The organism is Pseudoalteromonas sp. SG41-1 (assembly GCF_014164575.1).
In the GTDB taxonomy this organism is placed as follows: Bacteria; Pseudomonadota; Gammaproteobacteria; order Enterobacterales; family Alteromonadaceae; genus Pseudoalteromonas; species Pseudoalteromonas rhizosphaerae.
Genome location: NZ_JACJFL010000001.1, coordinates 366,132 through 372,687 on the forward strand (window position 1 = coordinate 366,132; position 6,556 = coordinate 372,687).

At 38.7% G+C, this 6,556-nt stretch carries 6 protein-coding genes; all 6 read right to left on the reverse strand.

What is annotated here, in order from left to right; all coding sequences use genetic code 11:
- Positions 1-95 precede the first annotated feature (95 nt).
- The 6 genes from H5203_RS01565 to H5203_RS01590 all read right to left on the reverse strand — a co-directional run bounded on the left by H5203_RS01565 (position 96) and on the right by H5203_RS01590 (position 6,523).
- A complete protein-coding gene (locus H5203_RS01565) occupies positions 96-1,208 on the reverse strand; it encodes a prohibitin family protein (protein WP_145233046.1) in 1,113 nt (370 codons plus the stop codon).
- The gene (locus H5203_RS01570) at positions 1,205-2,908 is read right to left on the reverse strand and encodes a cyclic peptide export ABC transporter (protein ID WP_259401886.1); all 1,704 of its coding nucleotides are present in this window, start codon (positions 2,906-2,908) and stop codon (positions 1,205-1,207) included. Before H5203_RS01570 ends, H5203_RS01565 begins: the two co-directional genes overlap by 4 nt.
- A gap of 107 nt (positions 2,909-3,015) precedes the next feature.
- Complete coding sequence (locus H5203_RS01575) at positions 3,016-3,189, reverse strand: hypothetical protein (protein ID WP_182731271.1); 174 nt, start codon at positions 3,187-3,189, stop codon at positions 3,016-3,018.
- Between the two features lie 87 nt (positions 3,190-3,276).
- Entirely contained in the window at positions 3,277-3,834 is a 558-nt protein-coding gene (locus tag H5203_RS01580; protein WP_145233045.1) for a YcjF family protein, read from the reverse strand.
- Between the two features lie 271 nt (positions 3,835-4,105).
- On the reverse strand, positions 4,106-5,473 hold the full coding sequence (locus H5203_RS01585; protein WP_145233044.1) for a serine hydrolase: 1,368 nt from the start codon (positions 5,471-5,473) through the stop codon (positions 4,106-4,108).
- Between the two features lie 96 nt (positions 5,474-5,569).
- The gene (locus tag H5203_RS01590) at positions 5,570-6,523 is read right to left on the reverse strand and encodes a TauD/TfdA family dioxygenase (protein ID WP_182819252.1); all 954 of its coding nucleotides are present in this window, start codon (positions 6,521-6,523) and stop codon (positions 5,570-5,572) included.
- Between the last annotated feature and the right edge of the window lie 33 nt (positions 6,524-6,556).

Consider the following 6,556-nt stretch of genomic DNA (forward strand, 5'->3'; position numbering starts at 1 on the left):
ATTGAGCAACACAACTAAAAGGTGTCAATATCGACACCTTTTTAGCTATAAACAGCTACTTTATGTTTTTAATATGCGAGCTAATAATGCTGCTATTACTGATAAAATGTTTTTTCTGGGCTGGAAGGCGTTTGCACGAATGGTAAAGCAGGATCGTTCGTTAGCGTTTTTTCAGCTGTGGTACTAGGTATTACAGGGCTTGGGCCGACTGAGCCTTGCGTTGTTTCTGTGTTCAAAATTAATGGTAAACCATCTTTACCACCACCTATCACTACAACTTTACTATTGTTAGATTTGGCCAACTCCACTGTAGCTTCAATCCCTCGCCAGCGTAAATATGTTTCAGAAATACCACCACTGACTGTTTGCTGAAAATCTCTGATCCCTTCTGCTTCGGTCTTCTTACGCTGCGCTTCTTTTCTAGCAACAACTAAACGCATGTCGTATTCTTCGTTCAAATAATTTTGATTCACTTTTGCGATAATCGCATTATGTACCTTTTCTGGTATATTAACGCGCTTGATCAGCATATCATCCAAATTAACTAGCACTTGCCCTGAGTGCGTCGCTTTTTCTTGCTGTAAAATTGTCTGCTCTTGTAATTGCAGTTCCTTTAAAACTTCATCTAGAAGCTCATTTTGCACTTGTAAACGCATATTACCGTACACTTGCTCTGCCGTATAACGCGATACAATCATGATCACCGCAGAATTAACTTCTGGTAGTACTGTTTCTTTTAGGTAATCCGTACCAACTAACTTATGTAGATAAGGTATTTGTGAAACCACTGGCCGATAACGCACAGTCACATCTAACGAAATTTGTAAGCCTTGGGAAGTAATAGCGTGAATTGTTTCATCAGCAGTTTGAAACCGACTTGAATAAAGCGTTAGCGTATCCCAAGGCAGAACTAACACTGTTCCTTCATCAAACGGTTTTTCCAAATAGGTACCACCGCCTAAACGTTTCCACAAAACTCCGACTTGGCCTGAATCAATTTTAATAAACATCACTGGCACCAGCACCATGCCTAGAAACATAAAAACCAGTAATGTGATCCCAGCTCTAAAACGCCATGACAAAATACGTTTATGAAATTTAGGCTTATAACGTTTAATAAAACGCATACTGATATTTGTGATTATTAATGCAAGTAGTAAACCCGCAAGCACCAACAGAGTTAAATCGGGAGTAATGACAATATTCATGATGAGACCCCATTGCTTACAATATCGTTATTATCGGTTAACTGCCCTTCCACCATTTTAAAATGGGCATCAGCTAAATGAAAGTATGTATCATCATGGGTAATTGCAATCACTGTATTTCCTCTTGCTTTGAGTCGTGGTAATACTTGCTCGTAGAATTTACGCCTAAAAATAGGGTCTTGATCGGCAGCCCATTCATCAAAAATATATACAGGTCGATTTTCTAAAATTGTACTCAATAACGCTAAGCGCTTTCGCTGCCCTGACGATAAGTCAACAGTGCTAAATTGACCATCGACGATACTCACTTTGGTGTTCATTTCTAAAAATGCCAACCATTCATCAATTTCTTGTTGTTTTGTATCGTGAATACCATACAGCTGTTTAAATAAATGAAAGTCAGAAAATACCGCAGTAAACAAGCTACGATAACCTTGCAGTGAAGTTTCATTGAGCTGTTGACCATCGAGGAGTATTTTTCCAGCCTGTAACTCATATAGACCTGTGAGCATACGAATAAAGGTAGTTTTTCCGCTCCCATTTCCCCCAGTAATAAAAGTAATTTTGCCTCGCTGCAGCTGAAAATCAATGGGACCAACTACAAAGGCATGTTCACCAGGTGCACGATTATGCTGATAATATGCACCACTTAGTTGTATCTGTTCAAATGTTGCGAGCTCAGCATGAGCCGATTTAGTATGTTGAGTTTTTTCCTGTTCAGACTGTAACTCCTTTTCCAACGCTAACACATTTTGTCCAGCTTCACTGGCAGCGGTAAAAATAGGAATACCGCCGACAATACTGGTGATTGGGCCAATTAAAAACAGCGAAGCTGTGGTAACTTTAATAACCACATCGGTGTAGACATGCGATAACACCGGTACAATAAAAACCATAGCCCCAGTTGCCGCAAAAAAACTGATTTGCGATAAAATAAAATCGCTGGCAAACAAAGTTTGTGTTTTCGTCTTAGAGCGTTTAGCGCGCGCTGAGTCCATTGCAAACTCATATTCAAGATCATCCGCTCTTGGAACACTTAGCTTTACTTCTTTAAAGCCATCGAGTAAATCAGACAAGCGTTGAATTAATTTGTTTTCGCTCTCAAATGACTGCTGCATATTCTTTTGTATTTCGTCTGCCCGAAGCCGGTGAATGCTGCCGCCAAGCATAATCAATACGGCCAACACAATGAAAGCCACAAAGGAGTGATATGCAATATACATAGATGTAAAAAAAACTAAGCTAATTGACTGACCTATAATCACAAACAGTTGCGCAGACTGAGAAATAGTCTGTAATTCTTTGCTTAGCGTAGTAAAAATTTTCTCTTTACCAATCTTCTCTAAGGTCGCCAGTTCAGTATGACGAACACATTCAAACAACTCGACACGTAACCCATCTATGGCTTGTTCAACCATTTTTGCAGCTTTAGTCATTAATCTATGTTGGGTGAGACCATAAATAGCAATGGTTAACGAAAATAAAGCGAGATAATAAAGAATATGATTTTCGCGGTGAATATCAGCAATATTTTCCGCAACATTATTTATTAGCGCTAAAACGAGGGCATTTGCTAATCCGGAAATACAACCTAGCGCAGCAAAAGTTCTTTTTTTAACTGTGATGTTTCGACTAATTAAATCGTATAATACCATTTTAGAATCTTTTATTGTTTTTTGATGGTCTTTATCAACACTCATTAACGTACAGCTGAATAATATTACCACTGCTTTAAAACCAGTGGTTTAACTAAGCTATATAACTAATTGAGCGTTAAACGTTGTTATCCATGTCGCTGTATTACTTGTTATGTATCTTGGCTATGTGTTGCATCTTTTTTGTGCGCAAAAATTAATATTAATAAACCGACAAAAGGTGTCAGCATCAGCGACAGCAAAAAAAAGCCTACCGGGCCTGCAAAAGTGTTTCGCCCCCAGTAACCACACAATAAACATAATCCTAAATATAAAATGACGATCATTATTAATTCCTTTTCAGTTAAGCTGTAATCAATTGATAAATAAACCAGCAATAACTGCTGGTTTATTTAGGGTTTAGCTCATTCTACTTACACTGCAGCTTGGCTTTGTTGAGCACTTGCATCACCTTTGTCTTTACGATACTTCGCTGCGATCTCAGAGATATCACCTTTAATACTCGCTAAATTAAGGTCTATCAATGTACCGCCATTTTCAAAGTGTCGAATAAACGTAGAACCGACTGCATGCGAAGATGCCGCCGAGATCACTGGCATAAATGCAATGGAACTAAGCGTTCCAATGATAGGTATAGCTTTAAGGAAACTACTCAAGCCAGCCCCTCCCAATGTCTGTGGAAAAGAGCCACCAATTACCGCACTAATAGTGCCTCGCAGCTTATTCTCACTATAGGATTGGCCATATACCTTAGCAATCTCATCAATCATTTTTATTTGAATACCTGTCAAAGCTACCAAATCAACCACTGGAATTGGAATAAGTCCGCTGCCAAATGACCATTTGCTATACTTATCGACGATGATCTGCGCTACAGCAACTCGATTTTCTGCTTCAACGAGATCTGCTTGTTGCTCAGAAACGGTGTCAGTATTCGCCTTTTCGTCCTTCGCTGTTTTTGCCGCTGTCATATTTTTTCCTCTATGAATTAAATTAACAGTTGTTGAACCCACCAAATTACTGCTCTAGTAAAACTTTAGTCAGTAACTTGCCCTTTTTCACTTTTCTTTTCATATTCATGAAAAGAAAAGTAATACTTTGCATAAACATGCAAACAGTAATTGGACTACAACCACTCCTTGTTCAGGTTTGGTTCCAACTTTATTAGTACTTAGCCCACAGCCAGTACAAGAAACTAATCAATTCAATTCTTTTGACATTCACCAATTCATCGACACAACTTTACGCATCAATTAATATCGCTTGGCACTTATCTTCTCGGTGCTTATCACTGTAAAAAATTATATTTCTGATCTCACTTGCAATGCAGTCCGACTCGAATCCTGTTTTAACGTAATTACTAAAGACCATCACTGATTGATCCCGTTCCACTAAACGGTTAAAGCTTGTCACCCATGAATAAGGATAACTACCTGAGTACTGTAAAAATTTTTCATATTTTCGCAGGTTTGCATCAGCAGGATCTGATGGACAATCGGCAACTTTGCCAAACTGTAAAGGGTCAATAAATGTAACAAACCAACCATAACCATAGTATTCGCATTGCGTACTGTTACCGGTATTAGAATAAGGTGCAAATGCCACTAATTTTTGTGCCTCATCTAAAATTTTACTTGTGTATAATGCCTGATCCCACTTATGCATATCAGTCACTGTTGAGTACATATCACCAGCAGAATAAAGTACCAATGGATTGCTATAAGGATTCTTTAAAATATTCTCGTATGGCGCAGGGCCGCCAACTAATGGCGGTCTGCCATTGGCTAGTGGTAAATATGGGTTTTGATTTGAGATATAGCCTGTGGTCATATTTTGATACACGCCAATGGCGCTAAATGAACCACTATCGTTCATATTAATGGGATCTAATATCTGTTCTTTAAGAAGGTTTTCGAACCAAAAGTTACGGTCAATATCGCCTTGGCTACCCGCAGCTATTTGCTCAATAATATTGCCGACCAAATAATAATTACAATTACTATATTGATACTTAGAGCCCGGAGTAAATGTCGGTTTTTCATCTTGTTCTGTACAAGTACAAAAACGATTACTGAAATCTTCAGGCCCATTTAAATTTAGCGTTTGATCATAAAGAAACGGCCGCCAACCATAATTATCATAAACGTCTTCATTATCACTGTAATTATTAATGCCTGAAGACATAGTCAATAAATTGTGCAATGACACATCCGCACATTGATTTTTAGGAAACCAAGGTAAATAGTCACCTATAGTCTGTGTTCTTAAATCTTTTCCTTTGAGCATTTTCATTAACATGGTTGCCGCAAATGCTTTAGTGTTAGAACCAATTCGGTATTTTGACTCTGTAGTATTTGCAATATCATATTGCATATTTTGCGGTCCACAATTAGCCTCGTATACAACCGCATCAGCAGAAGTAATATACACAGTGCCAAAAAAGACTAAAGTGTCACAATATTCTTGCACTGTTGCAGCAATCATTTCTATCTGAGCCGCTGTGATAGTGACATTTTTTGCTACACTCTTTTTTTGCAAACAAGACGCTAAAATCAAACTTAATAAGCAGACAATCATGATTTTAAACTTTACATGCATAAGCCATTTCATTATTCTTCTCCTGTAAATAGCCACATCTCTTTGCCAAAATCATCACTGCTAACAAAGTGAAAATAGTCTTAGTAAACTTATTGTAATAACAACCAGTTAAGCCATGCCAACCAGTACTTTTCGAGTACCGCTATATGCTTCTCGTCCATGGGTGTACAGCATGTTATCAAGCAACAAAATATCATTACGCTGCCATTGATAAGAGAATGTAAGCCCACGATACACATCATTGATTGCTGCTATGTCTTGTGGGTCAATGTCCGTGCCGTCACCGTAGTACGCATTACGGGGCAAATTTGCTTCACCGATACTACTTCGCATTGATTGCACCACGGCACTGTCCATACTTGAACAATGAAAAAGATGGGCTTGATTAAACCAGACTTTTTCACCACTTGAAGGGTGAGTGACAACAGCAGGGCGGCATTGGCGTGTTTGCAATTTATCGCCATCGATCCATTCGAACTGTATGTCGTTTGCATGGCAATAATGTTCAACATCACTTTTACTCTGTGTTTGAAACACTTCTTGCCAAGGTAAGTCAATATCGCCGTAGTTTCGCACGTACATGACGCCTAACCGCTCAAACTTTTCTCTGATCCGCATGGGTATGTGGTTATACACCGCACGACTATCGGCCAAGGGAGTATTGCCCCCAGTCGTCGCTGGCACCACACAGAAAAACCCCATTCTCTTAGGCCAATTATTCGAATATGCATTTTCGTTGTGTTGTAAAATCACCTGATCTGCATGGTATTCTGTGGTGGTATAAATATTATTCTTCAACGCAGTGCGTGGCGATGAACGATAAACATACTGCTTTAGAGGCTCACCAAAAATAGTTTCTAAAATAGTACTAAATTGGTGAGTACTCACAATATTTAGCCCTCTCAGTAGCGCTAAACCATCTTGATTTACCCAATCATTTATTAAGTCAGTATTGGCTTTAACCCATGCCAAACCACTTTGCTTTTGAGCGCTCATATCATGCACACGGCAATCGCTATTGTCAGTGCAAAAATCCATATCTATTGCTAATAACTGATCCATTTCATTCCCGTCCTTTTATAGGTAGAGGTTTAC